Raw genomic sequence first — 19,298 nt, forward strand, 5'->3', positions numbered from 1 at the left:
TAAGTGGAGGTAAAAAAATAATAGCCCTCTTGAGAGGGCTTGAGAATGAAGGAAACTGAGTTTCCGAAAATCTACTAATAAAATAATAGGAGATGTGTTTTATGAATATTTTAGAAATTGAAGTTGATGGTTTATATGATTTGTATAGTTATAAAATTCCATTTTATAATGATGAAGGTATTACCATAATATATGGGCCAAATGGATATGGTAAAACAACCATTTTAAAATTAATTAAAGATATAATAAATGGGAATATAACTGAAATCAATTTTATTTTATTTAAAAGGTTTAAGATATTATTTGACAATAATTTCTATATAGAAGTAATAAAACAAAATAATGAGCGAAATAATATGATTTACAAAATAAATGATCATGTATTCGAAAATGAATTAAATAAATATCAAAAAGAAAATATTAATGATTTTCATATACCTGTGAGTGTTATTAGCGAATATATACCATATTTGAAAAGAGTAGGACCGAGATTTTGGATTGATATTAGGACTAATCAAAGATTGAGTTATGATGAAATAATTGATACATATTCGGATTTATTCTTTATAAATAAAGAATTATATGATGTTTTATCTGAAATAAGAAAAGAAATATCTGTACATTTCATTGAAGCGAATAGATTATTTAAACCGGAAGTAATTACAGATAATGTATATGATTATTATAGGAAAGAAAATGTTATTTTGCCTGCTGTTTTAACTTACTCGAAAGAATTAGTTAAGATAATTGAAAATAAATTAGCGCAATCAAGCGCTTATACGCAGGAGTTAGATAGAACATTTCCTAGAAGATTAATACAAATTATGACGTCTAAAAACAAAGATATGATTTTATCAAAAGAAGAAATAAACAAAGAATTAGTTAAGTTAGAAAATAAAAGAAAAGATTTAATCGAAGTAGGTCTTTTGAAACCAGGTAACGATGTAAATGTGGAGCCTACTGGTGAAATTGATGAACATACAATAAAAGTTCTTTCTTTATATATTAAAGATACACAAAATAAATTAAATTTTTTCAATGATGTTGAAAAAAAGATAAATTTAATGACAAGTATAATAAATAAAAGATTTTTAAATAAAACAATGAAAATTGATATAGAAAAAGGTGGATTTATTTTTGAATTACCAGATAATAAATATTTAACAGCCGAAAAACTTTCATCTGGTGAGCAGAATGAATTGGTACTTATTTATGAACTTTTGTTCAAATCAAAACCTAATTCAATAATATTAATCGATGAACCTGAAATATCATTACATATTGCTTGGCAGCATGAGTTTCTTGACGATATGATTAAAATTTCTAAATTGATTGGCATCAAAATGTTAATAGCAACACATTCTCCTGATATTATTAATGGCAGATGGGATATAGCTGTGGGATTGGGGGATAATTTTGATGCGTGATCTAGTAGATGGAAAGAGAGTGTTTTCAGTAATATTAATGTATCGACCATTATTTAAGAAGATGTGTTACATAATAGTTGAGGGAATTACTGATAAAAGATTTTATAGTAAGTTTGTTGATAATGAAAAATGTAAAATTATTGTTGCAGATAATAAAAATAATGTAATAGAAGCTGTTAAAATAGCTAATAAAGTCAATTTTAAAGGTATAGTTGGAATAGTAGATAAAGACTTTGACGGGTTAATGAATAATTTTAACAACATAAAAAATCTTTATAAAACAGATGATCATGATATAGAAAATATGATGTTTAAATCGCGAGCTTTTGATGATGTATTAAAAGAATATGTTGATGAAAATAAGTTAACTAATTTTGTTGTTAAAACAGTTACAGATTTAAAAAACATTATAATAAAAAATGGAATAATCATTGGATGCTTGAGATTTTATTCATTATTAAATGATATTTGGCTTAATTTTGAATATATAAAATATGATGATATAATAAATAAAGATAATTTTACTTTAGATATAGATAAACTTATTAATTATATTTTGAATAACTCTAAGAATATAACAAAACCGGTGGAAGAAATAAGAAAAAGCTTAGATGAATTACTAGCAAAAAATTATAATCCGTATGATATTTGTTGTGGCCACGATTTGATTTATTTATTATATTTAGTCTTAAAATATAAAATTGGAGGTTATAATATAAAAAGTCTTACTAGTGGGGGATTAGAAGGTAGTTTTAGATTAGCATATAATATTAATTATTTTAAAGAAACAACTTTATATAATTCTTTACTAGAATGGGCAAGAAATAATATGTCGTTTAATATATTTCCTGCTGAAGAATATACAAGTCCTCCTATGATTGCCAGTTAAGTCCATATAATAATGTAAAAAGGGGTTGAGCCACCCCTATCCCTCTGGTTAGAATTAAAAATTGCCAACAAAAAAGCTAACTGGAGGGATGAGATATAGCTCAATTCTAATTGGGGCATTGATTATGAAACAGGACGAAAAATGGACTTCTGATAAAATACTTGGATATGGACGAATACTTTAAATGGCAAAAAGAAAACTCGAAAAAATGAAGAGAAAAAGTGGTTTCGATAAGTTAAACTTTTAAACTTTTATCACCTTATTCTAGCCAGAGAGAATTTTACACAAAAAATTGGAGTTGATCGATTGCCATAGCGAGGTATTGAATTTTTGGCATTACCTTGATCTCATCAAGACAAAACCTTCAATTCCAGGCGGGTAAAATCAACTCTGCCTGATTATTATCATAATTCCCCTTCGAAAAGTATAAATTATTATAAAAGAGAAATAATTTTAGTGATGACAAGAGAGGGGAATTATGGTAATATGGAAATAAATTTAGCATCTTTGAAGGATTATTTTGGTTGTTGGAGAATTGTATATATTATAGGAGATGATAGTATGAACAATATATTTGAAAAAGAATATAGCAGTGATCCGGTGGTTGAAATTTATTCGAAATGCCTTGAGAAATATAATACTGGAATAGAATACTATGAAGGAAAACCGGTGTATTATTTTATCGTTCGTGAATTTTATAGTTTTTTGCTGAAAGAATTGAATCGGCTGGAAAGCTATATAATGAAAAAATGTGCGGAGGTTAATAATGAATATTTGCTAGCGAGAATAAAATCTTTTAAAGATAAATTTGATTTTGATGCATTTTACGAGAAAAATCTTGAAACGCTTTTAATGGTGTTGAACGAATATTCAATGGAAAAATTATCAAAAATAATTAGACTGATGAAGAAAGAATATAACATATATTATAAAATGAAGATGGATTATGATATTCTCAATGAGATGATTGATTGGATTGAAGATAGTCTTTTTATTTTAAAAAAATATATAGAGAAACTTGCCTCAAGTCAAGAAATAACATATGAGGAAACGATTTATATTAATAATGAAAAAAATAATAGAAGTGATTATCCAAATATTCCCTATGCTGCATAAAGGGGTGCTTTTTTTGGATAAAGAAAAATATAATGAGCTTGTTAAATGTATTGAATTGAATCGTATAATACTTTGTAAGTTAAATTGTGAGATAAATGTTGATATATTAGAAGAAAAATTTGAACGAGCAAAAGTGAACTTTAACCCTGAGTTTAATCTTAAAAAGAAGGAAAAAAATAGACTGTATGCTGAAGCTATATTTGATGTAAATGTAATTGAAGAAAAAAATCAAAAAATGGTTTTTAACATCAATGTATCTTTTTTATTGATTTATAATTATAAAGAAGAATGCGAGGATAGTGTTTTGAACGAGTTCGTAAAGAGAAATGTTCCTCTTAATGCATGGCCATATGGACGTGAAATAATTAGTTCAATTACAGCTAGAATGGGTTTACCCCCTCTTAATATTGGTCTGTATAAAGTTTATTAAATTTATGTTTGGATGGGGTCAAATGTACTGGGAATTTAACGGACAGGAATTTAATGAACAATCTTGCAGAGATTCTATTATTTGTAAATTAGGCAATTTTTTAATATCTAAGCCTGATTTTTTTTATTTTGTTGGAGATGTATTAATTACATGTAAAAAACATAATCCAAATAACCAGTATTATGATGCAGAAAAAATAAAATTGAAATTGGCTCAAATAGTTTTGGCAGATAATTCTATAAAGAGGGCTGAAGTTAAATATTTTTATAGTCTTTTCAATGAATATCTTAATAATAATAAAATCAAAAAGGGAGAATTACTGGATTATATAATTTATAAAATTGGCCCTTTTAATATAGTGGCTGATAATGTTATAAAAAAAAGGAACTGCAAAATTAATATAGAAAATAAATTACATTCGGAAAAAGATTTCGACGTTGTATTTTACTCATATAATTCAAATGAGATACTTTCTGCTGAAATAATAGAGTGTAAATTAGATTTAATGACATTTATCCACAATCCTCCAAGTAACAAATATTCATTTTCCAGAAATGCTGAGGAAAAGTTGGAACTCATGAAATTAATTAAATTAAATAAAAGGGAAAATGATATTATTTTATTTTATCTGGCTACATTAAGAAAAAACATTGAAAGTTGTAATGAAATTCTGAGAAACAAAGGGTTTGATTTTATTGAAATATTAAATGGTGACAGTTTGAATATGTTATTGAAAATGTTCGTCAAAACAAGGAATTTATGATCGTGGAAAATGAGCGAACTCCACGCTGCTCTGGGTCTGGTCCAGCTGGAAAGGCTCGATGAGTTTATACGGAAGCGGGCGCTTGTTGCGGAAACTGTATATGTAATACAGCTCGATCATCACATAGACAGGAACAGAGTCATGAAGCATTTGCTGGACAGCGGCATCGGCTGCCGGCCTTATTTTACTCCCATCCACAGCCTTTTTACAGAGAAATGTTCGGCTACAAACCCGGCGATTTCCCAGTGACGGAGCGTGTCGCCTCCTCCACAATCTCCCTCCCCTTTCACAACAACCTCTCCGATGAAGAAATAAACTACGTGGTGGAAAAAGTGAGGGAAGGGATAGGGAAGTTCGGGGGGTGAGGGAGGTAACATTTTGTAATTGAATCAGGTGCATAACGTGAAAAGGGCTAAAGAATATAGGTTTATAAAAATTGTAAAAAACAATAAATGTTTAATTCGTATAAAGTTAAACCAGACCCCTAAGAGGTATAATACAAACAAAGGGGAAGTAGATATAATCATTGATGCAAAAAGCAAATTATTCTTCGAACTGGCATGTATACAAACCAAATTTGGAAGAAAGTTTTGTGAAGGGTTAATTAATTCAATCTCATGGCATGGCTTTTATGATGAAAGAGGAGAAAACATAAAACCACCCGTAATAAATTTTAAACATAACAATGACAAAGTTTGGTGTTACAGGCATACAGGCACAATTAATCAAAGAAATATTTTTTTATTTCCTATATGCAGTTTCTATATTCCAGGACAGATGGAAATGAATGGAGTACCTGATGTCCAGATAAATGCTTTTGATTATATCGTGGAAATTGATAATCGTGATAATGCAAGGATAGATTTTTTTGTTCTGCCAAAAGGTGTTACGTTCAGAGATTTTTTATCTAACTTCAGCATTTCAGTACTTTATCTAATTTCTGATATTACCGTTTTTAATAAAAATTTAAATGGAGAGCTGAATTTCTTACCGGCATCGGAAGATAATATTTTACTGGAATCAACCCGGTTAGGGGAATGGGATATTTTTTTGCGCACTATTTATACGGAAACAACGAGAGAACCAGAATTATGCGGCAAATTCGGTATTTTGTTTCATGATCCTGACAATACCATTGATATGTTGTTAGATAGATTCATTGGGTATCCTGATGATAATGGTGGCATTATAACTGATTACATGCGAAAAAGATATGAAGAAGAATATAGAAAATTTAGAAGACCAATAAAATCAATTGATACCGGACAACCAAAATAATATAATAAAAACGGGAGAATGAAACATGAACGACTGGCATAGCGATTTTTACGCTGCAATAAAAGAGCTGTTCAAAGACGAAAACCTAAAAATAATACAGGAAGAATACTTATCAAAAGAACCCTTGCGCATAGACGTAATCATCATAAAAAACCTGGACAGCCATCAGATAAAAAAGCAGGTTGGAAGAATATTCAAAAAATACAACATCATAGAATATAAATCCCCCACAGATTACATATCCATCGACGACTACTTTAAAGGATTAAGCTACACATACCTGTACAAATCCACAATGAACGCAGATGGAAAAACCAAAAAAGAAACAAACGACATAAACATAGAAGAAATGACCCTCAGCTTTGTATGCAACAGATATCCCGAGAAACTCATATCATACCTGAAAAAACACGACAAACAAATACAAAAACCCGTGGAAGGTATATACTATATAAAAGGCGAATGGACTCCTGTACAGATAATAGTCCAGAGCGAAATAAGAAATGTCGAAGAAAACTTCGCTCTAATGCTACTGAGCGACAATGAATATTTTCAGGAAGCACTGAAAAAATACTTTCAAACCATCCAAAATGAAAAAAATCTATCAGAGAAAAAGAGACTCCTGGAAGCAGCCTTCAGGAAAAACATAATAAAGGCGGTGGAGGTGTATAAAATGTATGAAGACATGGTAAACGAAGAAGTTCAGGAATATGTGATAAAGACTCTGAAGCAGACCAAGCTTAAAATTTATACCGAGCAAGAATTAAAAGAGGTAGAAGAAAAGAGCAAAAAAGAGGGGATGGAACAAGGGATAGAAAAAGGGATAGAGAAAGGTATAGAGAAGAAAACCAGGGAGCTGGCTGTAAAGCTGCTTAAAAAGAAGCTTTCAAATATTCCAGATGATATTATAGAAATCATCGATAAATCAAAAGACACCCAGAAAATCGAAAAAATGGTAGAGGATATTTTTAATATAAACAGCATAGAAGATGCGAGAAAGTATCTGAATTAAAAACTGATGCCCCTGCCGATATTGCCAATGGGACGCCGGTCCCTCCCCTTTCACAACAACCTCTCCGATGAAAAAATAGACTACGTGGTAGAAAAGGTGAGGGAAGGTATAGAGAAGTTCGGGTATGAGGGAGCAGGGAATGCCATTGGCCGGGTTTAACCGTTAGAAGTTTTAGCTGTCTGTTTTCTAAAATAATGGATTGCCAGGAACATCAATGCTCCGGCTGAATCCAGAATCACATCCCGTATGGATGCGCTTCTGCCCGGAACGAAAGCCTGATGCCATTCATCGGATAGGGCGTAAAGTCTGGTAAAACCCCATGCCAGAAAATATGCATGGCGGGCGGGGTTTATCGCACGCCGGAAAAGGAGAGCCAGTATACCGAAGACCATAAGATGGGCGTACTTGCGGATTATGACGTTAACCATTTCTACCCCATTGTAAGGCAGGCTTGTATTTTCGGCAATAATTTTAGCGGTGTTATCTCCGGTAGCCATGGGAGACGCCGTAAACCAAAAAATTATAATACACCAGATGATTACCGTCAGCCATTTAAACCATCTTATTTTCAAAATCATTCACCCGTATATATTTTAACAGAAAATTCGACTTTGTAATCATAAATTCTTTAAATTAAAATAAATCAGCCGCGCAAAAAGCGCGGCTTTTTCATGTCCGATTGATAATTTAGCATGATATCAATTATAGGCATTTTGTATCCTTTTCAATTTTAGAAAGAATCGTTTTTATCTCTTTCCTTTACTTCTTCATTTATAATTTCTATTATTTTAATAATCCGATGGACGGAGTCAGGACTTAATTTTTCAGTTTCTTTGAGAAGCTGTTGAAGATCCTTGCGTCGAGATATTACAGTGTAATAATGATTTAGATTTTGGTTATCGGTGTTAATATTATTTTCATTTTTAATATTAACAGAATTTTCCAGTAAATAATCTATACTACAATTCAACACTTCAGCCAGCTTTATTAAAGTAGAATATGGCGGTTCCTTTCCTTTGGTTTCATATCCGGCTATGGTGGCACGGCTCACTCCTATCCTTTCAGCCAATTCTTTTTGGGTCATTTTTCGCTCATTTCTTAGCTTCTTTAATTTTTCTCCAAAATTCATTTTCATTTGAACCCCCGATATGTATACGATTGCTCAGTATTACGTGTTTTAATGCTATGCATTTTATGTTTCTAGGCATCACAAATATGTAAAATAATTCTTGACAATGTTCCCAAAAGACACTATAATATAATTAGCGATGTTCCCATAAGGAACATTTTGGGTTTTTTATTTTAATTCGACTAAAAAGAAAGGAGGATACAAAAAAATTAATTTTTGTTAATTTAACAAAAGATCAAAGAATCATATTAGTTTTCAACACACTGCTACAAAATCATTTTATCATTTCCTGCAATGATTGTAAATTTTATGAAACTGGTTTTTATGGTTGTTTAATTTATGATGTGCTGGTGCGATATTCTTGCCGCAAATCTGGGCTAAAAAGACAGGTAAAGGGTGAAAAAGGAGCATTTGTAGGAGGTGAAATCGTGCCGGGCGTTCTTCTGGTATCGCACGGAAATCTGGCACAGGAGCTTTTGAAAACGGTGGAGATGATAATGGGACCGCAGGATGGAGTAGAGGCTGTGGGGCTATATCCGGGCGAAGGGATGGAATTTTTTCGGGACAGGGTCAGCCGGGCCATATCAAAAATAAATGATGGGCGGGGTGTCCTGATTTTCGCCGATCTGTTCGGGGGGACCCCGTTTAATTCATGCGTCAGCCTGGTGACCGATAAAGGGTTTAAGACTCCTGTAGACATTGTGACAGGAATGAATCTGCCGATGGTTATTGAAGCGTGTACGTTCAAAAACATAAAAAATTTAACAGAGCTGGGCGAAGCTGTAAAGGCAGTGGTAACATCCGGTGTAAAGTTTTTTTCCGATTTGCTTCCGGATGAGTCCAGGCTTGCTTGAATGGAGGGAAGGTTCTTTGGTCGATATCCGGTTGGTGAGGATTGATGACCGGCTTATTCACGGTCAGATCACCTCTGCATGGATTTCGGATCTGGGGGTCGATACCATTGTGGTGGCTGACGATAGAACGGTAAAAGACGACCTGCAGAAGATGATGTTGAAAATGGCTACGCCGCCTAATATGAACTTAAAAATATTTGGTGTGGAGGAGGCGGCTTCGTACTTGAAAGACCCTGGAAATTCGGGCAGGGCGCTGGTCCTGGTGAAAGGTGCCATGCAGGCCCTTACTCTCATTGAAAAAGGAATTGCGGTCAAATACGTAAATGTCGGCAATCTCAGTATGGACCCGAAGAAAAAGAATATTTATAAGTCTATCTGGGTGGGGGAGGATGATATTGCACATTTTAAAAAAATAAATTCCTTAGGTATAGAACTGGAGGTGAGAGTCGTACCGAATGACAGGCCGATTCCACTTTTTTCACTGATAAAATAGAAGGAGGCAGGTTGCATGTTTTTGAAGGCATTGCTGGTGGCATTGTGGGTGACCTGGGGCCTTATTGACGAACAGACCTTTCAATTTCAGACGACCCGGCCAATAATAACGGGCCCGGTGGTGGGATTGATCCTCGGAGACGTTAAAACGGGCCTGCTGGTCGGGGCGACTGTGGAACTTATGTTCCTGGCTGTGGTTTTTGTGGGGACGGCTGTGCCGCCGGACCCGACGCTGAGTTCGGCCATTGCCACAGCCTTCGCCATACTGACCGGTAAGGGCGCCGATATTGCCGTGGCTACGGCTCTACCTGTGGCGTTGATCGGGCAGGTTGTGACCACCTTGCAATACACCGTTGTCAATGTATTTTTCCTGCATCGCGGGGATAAATATGCTGCCGAAGGGAATCTAAAAGGCCTGACATTGATGAATACGCTGCCTTTATTAATGAATTTCATCTTTTACGGTTTGCCCGCCTTTCTGGCGGTGTATTACGGCCCTACCTATGTTAAACCTTATATCGATATGATTCCCGATAAAGTGATTCAGGGGCTGGCGGCAGGTGGTGGAATGATCGGAGCGGTGGGGTTTGCCCTCCTGCTCAAGTCGATTAAGGCTCTTTATCTATGGCCCTACTTTGTGATAGGTTTTATAGCGTCGGCGTATTTAAAAATAAACATTCTGGGCATAGGCCTGCTGGCTGTTACCGCCGCGGCTTTGCACTCTCATTTTGCGGGAAAGAAAAATTACACGGAAGGCTCTGAAATGTAATGAGCGGAGGGATTGTATATGGGCGAGGGACAGACGACTGAAAGACTGAATAAAAAGGAACTGTGGAATATTTTCTTCAGGCAGATTTTTATCCGCAGTGCCCTGAATTTTGAGCGCCATCAGGCCATGGGTTTTGCAAATGCCATGATTCCCGTTATACGAAAGTATTACAAAACACAGCGGGAGCGGGCCGAGGTTTTAAAACGCCATATGGAGCTTTTTTTGACACAGCCCATGGTATCGGCCATTCCTATAGGAATTGCGGCGGCTATGGAGGAACGATATGCCACAAAGAAAGATATTGATCCCGAGAGCATAAACGCTGTAAAAACCGCATTGATGGGCCCTCTGGCTGCGCTTGGGGACAGTTTAATAAACGGCACGGCCCGGCCCATACTGGCCGGTTTTGCAGCAGCTCTGGCAATGAAGGGCAGTATTGTCGGTCCCATCATATTTTTAATCGGAATGACCATTATTACCCTGGGAGTTCGTTATTACGGTGTATTTAAAGGGTATGAGCATGGGGTCCGGATGGTGGCTGATCTGCAGGAGTCAGGCCTCATAGCCCGGTTGACGGAACTGGCGGGAGTGGCGGCTCTGGTTGTAATCGGCGGTTTTATCCCCCAGGTGGTCAATGTAAAAACAGTTGTTGCATACAAGGCCGGCGATACGGTGATAAAGCTGCAGGAGACGCTGGATGGCCTGATTCCCGGTATTCTTCCTCTGGGCATCACATTATTTATGTATTATCTTATGACAAGAAAAAGGATGTCTCCGGTAACGCTGATGCTTTTACTTATGTTGATTGGAGTTATAGGGGTTTATCTGAAAATACTGGCTTGACTTGGAGGGGCCGGTTGCCGGGCCCGTACAGCAAAAAACATCGGGAAGGAAGGTGGAAAAATGATTTTCGACTTTCATGTGCATCTGGGCACCACCAGCCGCGGGAAGAAATTTTCTGTAGATGACCTTATTGCAGCCATGAATTATTTCGGAATACAGAAAGCTGGTCTTTCGGTGCTGGCTGGTGTCAGCATGAAAGAGCAAAACGATGCAGTGGCAGAGGCCATGGGGAAATATCCCGATCGCATTGTGGGCTATGGTTACATAAACCCCAGGGACCCGCAGGCCATTGAAGAGGTTCACCGGTGCCTGAAGGATTTAAAGATGAAGGGGATAAAATTTCACTCATGGAAGCACGGCTATTACCCGGATAACTGCCTTCAATTACATGATGTGATAGATGCCATCGAGCCGTATAAAGTCCCCATCCTGACTCATACGGGCACCGCTTCGCTGAGCCTGCCGCAGCAGTGGGCAGCGGTGGCCGAAAAACATCCGAATGCGACCTTTGTTTTTGCACACATAGGATATTATGATTTCGGCTACGGATGTGTCGAATGTGCAAAGCGCCTGCCCAACGTATACGTCGAAACTTCCGGCCAGCATGAAATACCGGTGCTGGAAAAGGCACTTCAGGACCTGGGGCCCGAAAGGATTATTTTTGGTTCCGACTGGCCATATAAGTATATCGGCAGTGAAATGGAAAAGTTTAAATGCCTGAACCTGACCGAGGATAAAAGAAGAGCAATATTCTATGAAAATGCCAGAAAACTCTGGCGGCTGGAGGAGTGATAAATTTGAAAAACTTCCATGACTTATTTCCGCAGAGAAAAGTTGTTATTGGGATGGTCCATCTTAAACCGCTGCCGGGTTCTGCAGGGTTTGACGGCAATCTGAGGCAGGTTTACGAAAGCGCCCTGAAAGACTTAAAAGCTCTGGAGGCCGGCGGGGCCCACGGAGCGATAATAGAAAATTTTTCCGATTTACCCTATACTGCAGAAAATCCGCTGGAAACACTGCTTTCTATGACCGCCATTGTGGCGGAACTAAAACGTGAAGCATCCATACCCCTTGGTGTCAATTTTCAGTTCAACTGTGCCAGAGAGGAAATGGCGATATCCTATGTATGCGGGGCGGAATTCATAAGAGTAGAGGCGTTTGTGGAAAGCAGGATTGGACCTTTTGGAGTGACCTTCGCCCAGGCGCCGCAGCTCATGCGCTACCGGGCAAAACTTAAGGCGGAAACCCTGGTTTTTGCGGATATAAATGTAAAGCATACGTATCCTCTGGCTGCCCAGGACTTTTCAATGGATTTAAAAGAGGCAGTTTCAGCAGGGGCTAATGCTATAATAATAACAGGGGCGGAAACGGGACGGAACCCTTCTGCGGAAGATGTCAGGTCCGCAAAAAATCAGATCCCTGATGTTCCCCTGCTAGTCGGAAGCGGGGTAACCGTCGAAAATGCAGGTGAATTGATGGAATATGCGGACGGTGTCATCGTCGGTTCGTATATAAAAGAGGATGGCATAGTAAAGAGACCGGTAGACCCGGCGAGGGTCAGAATGCTGGTTGAAGAAATAAATAAAATCTGGTAGCCACACAGACTTAAAAGGTGCCATGCTGGAGCGGACCGCATTTTTGATATAGAGTCGCTGAGCGATCTCGACAGGTTCTTGAAGCAGTAAATAAACTCAGCCGCGCGATTAGCGCGGCTTTTTTCGTCAAATGCAATTAAGAAAGCGAAGACCTGAGCAACATAGGTTTTGCCTGAGAAGCTGAGGCAATAGAAGCCCTTTTTAAGCTTTTGAAGGAAAAGCAAAACCCCCTAGAAAATAAAAGAGGTCGGCCCGCCAGAGTTACTATAGGCTCAATTAAATAAAAAAATTCCATAATTAACTTATGCAGGAATTATTAAACACATGTTGAATATTTTAACATAAACTAAATGGTATGCTAGAACATAATCCGAAGCAAAAGCCCTGCGGACAAGATGGACCTGCCCAATAACGGAACAAAAACCCATTAATACTCCCTATCCCTGGGGGATAACCTCTAATTTGTCTTTCATGCGGTTTTTAGCTTGTTCTTCCAAGCGGGTTTGTATAGCCTTTTATGTCTAAATATATCTTACAAGGAGATGAATGCCATGACAGCTCCTCTATACAATACTTACTGGTACTCCAATTTTGGGTTGGCTAATTACCTTTTAACTCCTTCCTTGGGCTCTAACCGTTACCAACCTGTAACTCCGTTGGATATCGCTCAAAGAGCTTTATGGCTAAATAACTGGGCTCGCCAGCAGCCGTCAATATTGGCTACTACCTTAACCACCTTGGGTAACTATGCCCGGCAGCTTTGGGAGGCTTCTCAACCCCTGCAACTGAGTACCAGGAACAACGTTTTCCTGCAAAGGGCCGCTGCTTCGTCCGCTCCTAATTCCGTTACAGCCCAGGCTACGCCGGGAGCCACCCTGGCCACCTATACCATCACCATAGACCGAATCGCCACCGCCCAGCAAAACCTCGGTACGGCCCTGACGCACTGCAGTTGTCGGTCTGGCAGCAGGCAGCTATACATTTAATCTCCAGGCAGGCGGTAAAACTTACACCATATCCTTTACGGTTAACGCAGGGGATACTAACCAGACCGTACTTAACAATATGGCCAAGGCCATAAACGCCTCCGGAGCCCCGGTAGCAGCCAGCGTAGCCACCGATTCTACCGCCGGTACCAGCCGGCTGGTCATACAAGCCAAAAATACCGGCACCAGTAACGCCTTCACCTTAACCGACGTAACTGGCAACGCCGTCGTTTATACAGGGGCTAACACAGTTGCCGTAGCCGCTGCCAACGCTAGCTATACGATTAACGGGGTGCCCTACACTTCCGAAAACAATACCGTGTACCTGGACAACCGGAAAGTGAGCTTAAACCTTTTAGGGCCCGTGGCCAGTGCAGCGATTAGTGTCACCCCGGACACCCAGGCGATAAGTAACGCCATTAACAATTTCGTCGCTGCTTATAGCAACTTGATAACCTTTGCCTCCCAAAACGCTCAGTATATTAATCCCCTATTGCTTACCGGGTTAAAGCAAAGCTATACTTACCGGGCTGCTAACCTGGCTGCTATCGGCATTACTCAAAACCCCGCGGGCACCCTAACGATCAACCAAAACCTTCTTACCAGTGCCATCCAGAATAACTTAGGTTTGGTGGAAACTGCCTTTAGTGGCTCGAATGGCTTAGCCGTTATAGCTGGTCTGAAAGCTCAGCAGATCGCCACCAGCCCCTTAAATACCTTTGCTAATCTCTTGCCCCTGGACAGAAGGAATTATTTTCCCATTTATACTCTCTTCGGCGTGTTAAACACTTCCAGTCTATTGTCTTTGTTGTTGCCGCCGGGGCAGCTGTTCGACCGCTTTGTTTAGACGAGCCAGTGGCGTCCTGTTATCTTTAAAAAGTTTACAGGTAGCGAAATTGAAAAAATGAGATGCAATATCGTAAATGTTAATGGGCTTGCCTTTAGAAATTTTCTCAACATAACGGTTATTTTATCAGATGTGTTGTGATGACGGATGTAGATACCGATACAAAAATTGAAAACAGGGCTGACGAGCTTAGCTATTTTACCTACGTTTCAAAGCGAATTCGGAAAGGTTATAGTTAAAAAGCATAGAAGCGATATTGAAGTGGGGAAGATACTGGCCAGGCCGCGCAAATCAGATAATAATGTTACGGAATGCTGCGGATATTATTCAACAATACATAGTGCAAAGGGATTAGAAGCCACCTGTGTGCTGATGGTAGCGGATACCTCCAATATTTTGATGAAATGGTTGGAAACAGATAAGAAAAAATTACGGACAAAAAGTGATGAATACCGTCTTGGTTACGTGGGATTTAGCAGAGCAAGAGAATTATTATGTATAGGCTGCCTTGAGGAAATAACTGATAAACAAATTCAAATTCTTGAGAGGTTGAATGTTAAGATAGAATGAAGTGTGGTAGAAAAAGTGAGAGAAGGGATAAAGAAGTTCGGGGGATGAGGGAGCAGGGAATGCCATTGGCCTGGTTTAACCATTAGAAGTTTTAGCCAGGGGAGACGCCGTGAACCAAAAAATTATAATACACCAGATGATTACCGGCAGCCATTTAAACCATCTTATTTTCAAAATCCTTCACCCGTATATATTTTAACAGAAAATCCGACTTTGTAATCATAAATTCTTTAAATTAAAATAAATCGGCCGCGAAAAAAGCGCGGCTTTTTTTGCAGAGGACCATAATTATTTGGCTGGGTATCAGGGTTTTTCCGGCAAAAAAAATCCCGTTGACGGAATCTAGATAAGGTTATATAATAAAAGAGAACAAATGTTCTATAATATCAAATGCAACTTATTGAAAAACCATAACATAAATAGTAATATAAAAATACAGGGAGTTAAATAAATGGGGAACGGCGAGAAAAAAACCATACACTACGACAAAATCCTGAAAAACCTGTTTAACATCTCAAACAGACTTACGATATACGCCATAAACGCCCTTTTTAAAAAGAACTTTAAAGAAGACGCCAGGATAGAACAATTAAACCGGGAATACATAAGACTGGACAAAACCACCGCCATAGCCGACACCGTCTTGAGCATAGAAATAAACGAACAAAAAACAAAATACCACATAGAATTCCAGACCATTAACGACAGGACATTAATAATCCGCATGATAGATTACGGATTTAGAATCGCCATAGACGACCTGGACTACAGCAAAATAAAAGTAGATGAAGAAATAACCGTAGAATTCCCATCCCAAATCATCATATTTCTAAAACACAATAAGTCCATACCCGACGAACTAAACCTCACAATAAAAATGCCGTATACAGAACAGAAAATAAAATACATAGTACCTACTTTCAAAATCTGGGAACATGATCCGGACTATTATAAAAAACAAAAGCTCTACATCATGCTCCCACTGCGGATAATAAACCTAAGCGAAGAACTCGAAAACGTGAAGAAAAGAAAACTTCAGGAAGAAGAAAAAACAAAACTTCAAAACGAATACCGTAAGAAAATAACACAAGTAATAGAGAGCATAATAAAAGAATTAAAAGACGCCCTGATAATAAACGAGCTTATCATCGAAGAATGCAACAAAATACTTCTGGAACTTAGCACCTTGGCTGGCGAACTTTTTAGCGAAGAAGTAAAGGACATTGAGCAGGAGGTGAATGAAATGGCAAAGATGATAATCGACCCGGAGATATACAGAAGAGGTTTTGAAGAAGGCATGGAAAAAGGTAAAACCATTATAAATCAAGAATTATATAAAAAAGGATTGGAAGAAGGTATAGAAAAAGGTATAGAAAGAGGTATAGAAAAGGGCATTGAAAAAGGCATTGAAAAAGGATTGGAAAAAGGCATAGCTGAGACGGTGGTGAGATTGCTCTGCAAAAGACTTGGAGAACTGCCCGTTGAATACAAAGAAAGGATCCAGGGCCAGGATAGACCGACTCTTGAACTCATTGCGGACCATATTTTTGATATACAGTCGCTTAGCGATCTCGACAGGTTTTTGAAGCAGTGAATAAACTCAGCCGCGCAAAAAAAGCGCGGCTTTTTTCATGTCCGGTTGATAATTTAGCATGATATCAGTTACAGGCCATTTTGTATCTTTTCAACTTTAGAAAAAATGTTTTTACCTCTATCCTTTAATTCATGTAACAATTCCTGTTATAAATCATATTATATTATCAAAAGATAAAAAAAGGAGTGATTTTCAATGTCTGAACATACTGAATTGAATTCATTTTTTGACAAACTTAAAGAGGAGCTGTCCGAACAAAAGGACCCATCATTGGAAGGTGTGGAGTCTGCCATCAACAAAATGAAACACGAGGGAGACAAAAAAATCGGTATTGAGTTCGAGTGTGGAGATTGTTGCAAAAAAGTCATAAACGGGTCCCATTTATTCTTCCTCGGTAATTTCGCTATTCTTCTTCCTGAGCCGGGCGACTGCCTCTTCTTGAAAGTTATCAGCGGTGGTAAGATCGTTGATAAAGAGATCATGAAGAAAATCATAATTCCCGCAAACCGTATTTGTTCAATTGAAATCGATCCCGTGCAGGTAGATCCCTAACTTCAAAAACCGGACCTGGCATTAAACGACAAAGGTTGTTGACCTGGATCAGGTCAACAACCTTTGTATTTTTGATTCATGAAGCGAGCCGATCTTGAGCCAGACTTTCACCCGTCAAGCTATGGATACCGACCGGGGCGCTTCTGCCACCAGGCAGTAGCAAAATCCGAGAGATTCATGAACAAATAACTTTGACCAGGCGATGAAACAAAGAGGCATCCGAATAGTCCGTTATGCCGGTGACATCCTAATCTTCACCCGGACACCCCGACAAGCGGAACTGGGGTTTATCATCCACCCCAAGCATATAAACATCCACCCCAAGAAAAATAAAGGCCTTTAAAGAAACCATCCGCAATTTAGTTTCTAAATCAAAGAAATAAAATATTTTATAAAAAAAAGGAACTTTTACTTAAATTTTACGTCTAAACAGATAGAGAATAAAATCATGTCGGAGTCTTATAGTCAGTTTTTATCGAAAGGTCGGGTCGAATGAATAAAAAAGCTTTTTTATCGATTGCCGTAATATCTATAGCAGTTCTTTTTCTAGCGCTTAAAATTTCGATGCCTGATGGGCAACCTGTTTTTACTGTGGTCAATCAAGGTGTAATTAACGACACAACAAAACAAATTGATGAAAATAAGACGATAGACAACAATAAAAATAACAATTCTTTTTCGCATAGCGACAAAAAGCAAACAACCTCCGAACTTGTTCCCTACGATGGCCCCATAGAAAATATATTCTTTCATCCTTTAATTGCTTATCCTGAGCTAGCGTTTGACGGTGACCGCATCTCTAAAGGGTATGATGACTGGTTCGTTACCGTAAGTGAGTTCAAGAAAATCCTCGACGCACTTTATAAAAATAACTTCATTTTGGTGGACGTAAGATCTATTTTTGAGGAAAAGATAATGAATGGAAAAAGGAACCTGGTTGAAAAAACTTTGTTGCTTCCTCCGGGCAAAAAACCTATTATAATTTCAGTGGACGACCTCAACTATTACGAATACATGATTGAAAACGGAAATGTTTTTAAATTAATTTTGGATGAAAAAGGGGATGTTGCCACGTATTCCGTTTCTCCGGAGGGGCAGGTCATTGTCTCTCGTGACAATGAACTAATCCCCATCCTTGATAACTTTATAAAGGAGCATGAGGATTTCTCGCTTCATGGAGCAAAAGGTATTATTGCGCTTACGGGTTATCAAGGCATACTGGGCTACAGGACCAATAACGTCGACTCTGCGGATTATGAGAAACAAAAAGCTGAAGTCTTGCGGGTGGTTGAACGTTTGAAGGAAACCGGATGGGTCTTCGCTTCCCATAGTTACGGCCATCCTGATGTGAGAAAAATAAGCTACGAAAAGCTAAAAAGAGATACATTGAAGTGGAAGAATGAGGTTGAACCTTTGATAGGACAGACATCCATATATGTTTACCCTTATGGCAGCAACCTTTCTCCCGGTGATTCCAAGTTCAAGTTTTTAATGGAATCGGGATTCAATGTTTTTTACGGTGTGGGACCGAACCCCTATAAAAGGTTTGCCGGTAATTTTATAGAAATGGATAGAAGGCACATAGACGGTATTGCCCTGAAGACCCAAAGCGAAAAGCTTTTACCACTATTTGATGCCCGGGAAGTTATAGATAGCATAAGGCCTAAAAAGACTAAGCAAGGTAAGAAGTGATTCCAGCAGAACTGCATTACATGGGTTTTCTCCAGGGGGCTAATTATTTGCTTATAAACCAGCCTACTGTGGCCAGTATTATGGTTACTATAGTGCCTATAGACCAAATACGTAAATTCCCGATTTCTTGTTTTAGATCCCGGTTATCTTCCTTTATTTCGGCTCTAAGGTCGCTAATTTTTTGGTCAATTTCTTTTCTTAAATCTATCGTTTCCTTTCGTTGGTTGTCAAATCTTATATCAATGTTGTTTCTTAAATCACTGATCTCTTTTCTTATATCAGCTATATTTTGCGTTATATTAATGAACTGTTGGGATAAATAAAAATAGCCCATTTCCGTTATTTTAGGCTCTTTAGGTTCGTCCATTCCAGCAGCAACTTCTTTTGTTGGATCAACCATCGCCATCCACCTTCTCTCCTTTCTTTAGAATATTTTAACATTAACATCCTTAAACTGCAA

At 38.0% G+C, this 19,298-nt stretch carries 25 protein-coding genes and 1 pseudogene; 23 read left to right on the forward strand and 3 right to left on the reverse strand.

Annotated features, from left to right (window positions below; all coding sequences use genetic code 11):
- Window positions 1-101 precede the first annotated feature (101 nt).
- The 10 genes from ACKX14_RS05875 to ACKX14_RS05920 all read left to right on the forward strand — a co-directional run bounded on the left by ACKX14_RS05875 (window position 102) and on the right by ACKX14_RS05920 (window position 7,074).
- Window positions 102-1,427 carry an AAA family ATPase gene (locus tag ACKX14_RS05875; RefSeq protein WP_422445606.1) on the forward strand — a complete coding sequence of 442 codons (1,326 nt, stop codon included), beginning with the start codon at window positions 102-104 and terminating at the stop codon, window positions 1,425-1,427.
- Window positions 1,420-2,316 carry a DUF4435 domain-containing protein gene (locus tag ACKX14_RS05880; RefSeq protein WP_422445608.1) on the forward strand — a complete coding sequence of 299 codons (897 nt, stop codon included), beginning with the start codon at window positions 1,420-1,422 and terminating at the stop codon, window positions 2,314-2,316. The genes ACKX14_RS05875 and ACKX14_RS05880 overlap by 8 nt, the downstream gene beginning before the upstream one ends.
- Before the next feature lie 456 nt (window positions 2,317-2,772).
- Window positions 2,773-3,432, forward strand: coding sequence for a hypothetical protein (locus ACKX14_RS05885; protein WP_422445610.1), 660 nt, complete (start codon window positions 2,773-2,775; stop codon window positions 3,430-3,432).
- A gap of 13 nt (window positions 3,433-3,445) precedes the next feature.
- Entirely contained in the window at window positions 3,446-3,862 is a 417-nt protein-coding gene (locus tag ACKX14_RS05890; RefSeq protein WP_422445612.1) for a protein-export chaperone SecB, read from the forward strand.
- 22 nt (window positions 3,863-3,884) lie between these two features.
- A complete protein-coding gene (locus tag ACKX14_RS05895; protein ID WP_422445614.1) occupies window positions 3,885-4,625 on the forward strand; it encodes a hypothetical protein in 741 nt (246 codons plus the stop codon).
- 9 nt (window positions 4,626-4,634) lie between these two features.
- Entirely contained in the window at window positions 4,635-4,874 is a 240-nt protein-coding gene (locus ACKX14_RS05900) for a DegT/DnrJ/EryC1/StrS family aminotransferase (RefSeq protein ID WP_422445616.1), read from the forward strand.
- Window positions 4,841-4,990, forward strand: a complete 150-nt coding sequence (locus tag ACKX14_RS05905; RefSeq protein WP_422445618.1) for a DegT/DnrJ/EryC1/StrS family aminotransferase — start codon at window positions 4,841-4,843, stop codon at window positions 4,988-4,990. Before ACKX14_RS05900 ends, ACKX14_RS05905 begins: the two co-directional genes overlap by 34 nt.
- Window positions 4,991-5,009: 19 nt before the next feature.
- A complete protein-coding gene (locus ACKX14_RS05910) occupies window positions 5,010-5,903 on the forward strand; it encodes a hypothetical protein (protein WP_422445620.1) in 894 nt (297 codons plus the stop codon).
- Between the two features lie 25 nt (window positions 5,904-5,928).
- Complete coding sequence (locus tag ACKX14_RS05915; RefSeq protein WP_422445622.1) at window positions 5,929-6,915, forward strand: DUF3445 domain-containing protein; 987 nt, start codon at window positions 5,929-5,931, stop codon at window positions 6,913-6,915.
- A gap of 27 nt (window positions 6,916-6,942) precedes the next feature.
- A complete protein-coding gene (locus tag ACKX14_RS05920) occupies window positions 6,943-7,074 on the forward strand; it encodes a hypothetical protein (RefSeq protein WP_422445624.1) in 132 nt (43 codons plus the stop codon).
- On the opposite strand, the gene ACKX14_RS05925 is transcribed toward ACKX14_RS05920, so the two are convergent.
- Together ACKX14_RS05925 and ACKX14_RS05930 are read right to left on the reverse strand one after the other, a co-directional pair.
- Window positions 7,071-7,487: a VanZ family protein gene (locus ACKX14_RS05925; RefSeq protein ID WP_422445626.1), complete on the reverse strand. Its 417-nt coding sequence runs from the start codon at window positions 7,485-7,487 to the stop codon at window positions 7,071-7,073. The genes ACKX14_RS05920 and ACKX14_RS05925 overlap by 4 nt on opposite strands.
- 158 nt (window positions 7,488-7,645) lie before the next feature.
- Window positions 7,646-8,050 carry a helix-turn-helix domain-containing protein gene (locus tag ACKX14_RS05930; RefSeq protein ID WP_422445628.1) on the reverse strand — a complete coding sequence of 135 codons (405 nt, stop codon included), beginning with the start codon at window positions 8,048-8,050 and terminating at the stop codon, window positions 7,646-7,648.
- Window positions 8,051-8,472: 422 nt separating this feature from the next.
- Here ACKX14_RS05930 and ACKX14_RS05935 point away from each other — a divergent pair, with 422 nt between their 5' ends.
- The 13 genes and pseudogenes from ACKX14_RS05935 to ACKX14_RS05995 all read left to right on the forward strand — a co-directional run bounded on the left by ACKX14_RS05935 (window position 8,473) and on the right by ACKX14_RS05995 (window position 18,838).
- Window positions 8,473-8,898, forward strand: a complete 426-nt coding sequence (locus ACKX14_RS05935; protein ID WP_422445630.1) for a PTS sugar transporter subunit IIA — start codon at window positions 8,473-8,475, stop codon at window positions 8,896-8,898.
- A gap of 16 nt (window positions 8,899-8,914) precedes the next feature.
- Window positions 8,915-9,391 carry a PTS sugar transporter subunit IIB gene (locus tag ACKX14_RS05940; protein WP_422445632.1) on the forward strand — a complete coding sequence of 159 codons (477 nt, stop codon included), beginning with the start codon at window positions 8,915-8,917 and terminating at the stop codon, window positions 9,389-9,391.
- Between the two features lie 15 nt (window positions 9,392-9,406).
- Window positions 9,407-10,159, forward strand: a complete 753-nt coding sequence (locus ACKX14_RS05945; protein WP_422445633.1) for a PTS mannose/fructose/sorbose/N-acetylgalactosamine transporter subunit IIC — start codon at window positions 9,407-9,409, stop codon at window positions 10,157-10,159.
- Window positions 10,160-10,177: 18 nt separating this feature from the next.
- Window positions 10,178-11,002, forward strand: coding sequence for a PTS system mannose/fructose/sorbose family transporter subunit IID (locus ACKX14_RS05950; RefSeq protein ID WP_422445635.1), 825 nt, complete (start codon window positions 10,178-10,180; stop codon window positions 11,000-11,002).
- Window positions 11,003-11,062: 60 nt separating this feature from the next.
- Window positions 11,063-11,794: an amidohydrolase family protein gene (locus ACKX14_RS05955; protein ID WP_422445637.1), complete on the forward strand. Its 732-nt coding sequence runs from the start codon at window positions 11,063-11,065 to the stop codon at window positions 11,792-11,794.
- A 5-nt stretch (window positions 11,795-11,799) separates the two neighbouring features.
- Window positions 11,800-12,597, forward strand: a complete 798-nt coding sequence (locus tag ACKX14_RS05960; protein WP_422445639.1) for a BtpA/SgcQ family protein — start codon at window positions 11,800-11,802, stop codon at window positions 12,595-12,597.
- Between the two features lie 716 nt (window positions 12,598-13,313).
- Window positions 13,314-13,583 carry a flagellar cap protein FliD N-terminal domain-containing protein gene (locus ACKX14_RS05965; RefSeq protein ID WP_422445641.1) on the forward strand — a complete coding sequence of 90 codons (270 nt, stop codon included), beginning with the start codon at window positions 13,314-13,316 and terminating at the stop codon, window positions 13,581-13,583.
- Between the two features lie 79 nt (window positions 13,584-13,662).
- Window positions 13,663-14,430, forward strand: a complete 768-nt coding sequence (fliD, locus tag ACKX14_RS05970; protein WP_422445643.1) for a flagellar filament capping protein FliD — start codon at window positions 13,663-13,665, stop codon at window positions 14,428-14,430.
- Window positions 14,431-14,598: 168 nt separating this feature from the next.
- Window positions 14,599-15,000: a 3'-5' exonuclease gene (locus ACKX14_RS05975; protein ID WP_422445645.1), complete on the forward strand. Its 402-nt coding sequence runs from the start codon at window positions 14,599-14,601 to the stop codon at window positions 14,998-15,000.
- A 451-nt stretch (window positions 15,001-15,451) separates the two neighbouring features.
- Entirely contained in the window at window positions 15,452-16,594 is a 1,143-nt protein-coding gene (locus tag ACKX14_RS05980; RefSeq protein WP_422445647.1) for a DUF4351 domain-containing protein, read from the forward strand.
- A 195-nt stretch (window positions 16,595-16,789) separates the two neighbouring features.
- Window positions 16,790-17,146, forward strand: coding sequence for a hypothetical protein (locus ACKX14_RS05985; RefSeq protein WP_422445649.1), 357 nt, complete (start codon window positions 16,790-16,792; stop codon window positions 17,144-17,146).
- A gap of 96 nt (window positions 17,147-17,242) precedes the next feature.
- Window positions 17,243-17,426, forward strand: a pseudogene (locus tag ACKX14_RS05990) (hypothetical protein); the annotation flags it as partial.
- A 212-nt stretch (window positions 17,427-17,638) separates the two neighbouring features.
- Entirely contained in the window at window positions 17,639-18,838 is a 1,200-nt protein-coding gene (locus ACKX14_RS05995; RefSeq protein WP_422445651.1) for a polysaccharide deacetylase family protein, read from the forward strand.
- A gap of 43 nt (window positions 18,839-18,881) precedes the next feature.
- On the opposite strand, the gene ACKX14_RS06000 is transcribed toward ACKX14_RS05995, so the two are convergent.
- Window positions 18,882-19,244, reverse strand: coding sequence for a hypothetical protein (locus tag ACKX14_RS06000; protein WP_422445653.1), 363 nt, complete (start codon window positions 19,242-19,244; stop codon window positions 18,882-18,884).
- Window positions 19,245-19,298 lie beyond the last annotated feature (54 nt).

Source organism: Thermorhabdus hydrogeniformans (assembly GCF_049310025.1).
Classification (GTDB): Bacteria; Bacillota; Thermosediminibacteria; order Thermosediminibacterales; family Tepidanaerobacteraceae; genus JBJYKD01.

Bases quoted from the DNA above. Each gene is read 5' to 3' on its own strand.
- ACKX14_RS06000 (WP_422445653.1), bottom strand. From the start codon at position 19,244: ATGGCGATGGTTGATCCAACAAAAGAAGTTGCTGCTGGAATGGACGAA.
- ACKX14_RS05875 (WP_422445606.1), top strand. From the start codon at position 102: ATGAATATTTTAGAAATTGAAGTTGATGGTTTATATGATTTGTATAGT.
- ACKX14_RS05950 (WP_422445635.1), top strand. From the start codon at position 10,178: ATGGGCGAGGGACAGACGACTGAAAGACTGAATAAAAAGGAACTGTGG.
- ACKX14_RS05930 (WP_422445628.1), bottom strand. From the start codon at position 8,050: ATGAAAATGAATTTTGGAGAAAAATTAAAGAAGCTAAGAAATGAGCGA.
- ACKX14_RS05915 (WP_422445622.1), top strand. From the start codon at position 5,929: ATGAACGACTGGCATAGCGATTTTTACGCTGCAATAAAAGAGCTGTTC.
- ACKX14_RS05895 (WP_422445614.1), top strand. From the start codon at position 3,885: ATGTACTGGGAATTTAACGGACAGGAATTTAATGAACAATCTTGCAGA.
- ACKX14_RS05985 (WP_422445649.1), top strand. From the start codon at position 16,790: ATGTCTGAACATACTGAATTGAATTCATTTTTTGACAAACTTAAAGAG.
- ACKX14_RS05995 (WP_422445651.1), top strand. From the start codon at position 17,639: ATGAATAAAAAAGCTTTTTTATCGATTGCCGTAATATCTATAGCAGTT.
- ACKX14_RS05905 (WP_422445618.1), top strand. From the start codon at position 4,841: ATGTTCGGCTACAAACCCGGCGATTTCCCAGTGACGGAGCGTGTCGCC.
- ACKX14_RS05920 (WP_422445624.1), top strand. From the start codon at position 6,943: ATGGGACGCCGGTCCCTCCCCTTTCACAACAACCTCTCCGATGAAAAA.
- fliD (WP_422445643.1), top strand. From the start codon at position 13,663: ATGGCCAAGGCCATAAACGCCTCCGGAGCCCCGGTAGCAGCCAGCGTA.
- ACKX14_RS05980 (WP_422445647.1), top strand. From the start codon at position 15,452: ATGGGGAACGGCGAGAAAAAAACCATACACTACGACAAAATCCTGAAA.
- ACKX14_RS05880 (WP_422445608.1), top strand. From the start codon at position 1,420: ATGCGTGATCTAGTAGATGGAAAGAGAGTGTTTTCAGTAATATTAATG.
- ACKX14_RS05955 (WP_422445637.1), top strand. From the start codon at position 11,063: ATGATTTTCGACTTTCATGTGCATCTGGGCACCACCAGCCGCGGGAAG.
- ACKX14_RS05900 (WP_422445616.1), top strand. From the start codon at position 4,635: ATGAGCGAACTCCACGCTGCTCTGGGTCTGGTCCAGCTGGAAAGGCTC.
- ACKX14_RS05945 (WP_422445633.1), top strand. From the start codon at position 9,407: ATGTTTTTGAAGGCATTGCTGGTGGCATTGTGGGTGACCTGGGGCCTT.